At 21.5% G+C, this 410-nt stretch carries 1 protein-coding gene; it reads right to left on the bottom strand.

The genetic code is table 11. The features are described from left to right. A partial coding sequence (locus CD122_RS12215) for a hypothetical protein (protein ID WP_420852961.1) occupies positions 1-251 on the bottom strand: 251 nt, incomplete at its 3' end. Between the last annotated feature and the right edge of the window lie 159 nt (positions 252-410).

Here is a 410-nt window from a genome sequence, read left to right as displayed (position 1 = left end):
TATTGTTTAAATATAGCTCCAAATATACTTGAGTTTATAGATAATAAGGTTAATGAAATAATTCCTAAAGAAAAAAAACCCATTATTAATAATATACAAACTAACAAATTTCTCATGAAAATATTCAAGAAATTCAGATCATAATCTACAGTTTTACTAGAAGATTGTGACAATAAAACCCCAAATATTAAAGAAGTGCTAAATACAAGAAAAGAAATACACAGGAAAATTCCAAATATTTTATTATTCAAGCTAATCACCTTTCAAATATGAATTAATCGTTTCAGTGTCAAGATTGTTCAAATCTTTTGTATATTTATCGAGAATTATATTATTGTCTTTTAAAATAATTATACGATTACAAATATTTTTTATTATATCTAATCTATGTGATGAAATAATTATTGATT

The sequence above is a fragment of the Staphylococcus rostri genome (assembly GCF_002902145.1).
Classification (GTDB): domain Bacteria; phylum Bacillota; class Bacilli; order Staphylococcales; family Staphylococcaceae; genus Staphylococcus; species Staphylococcus rostri.
The sequence above is the reverse complement of the archived record's forward strand: the minus strand, read 5'-3'. Positions and strand labels throughout refer to the sequence as shown.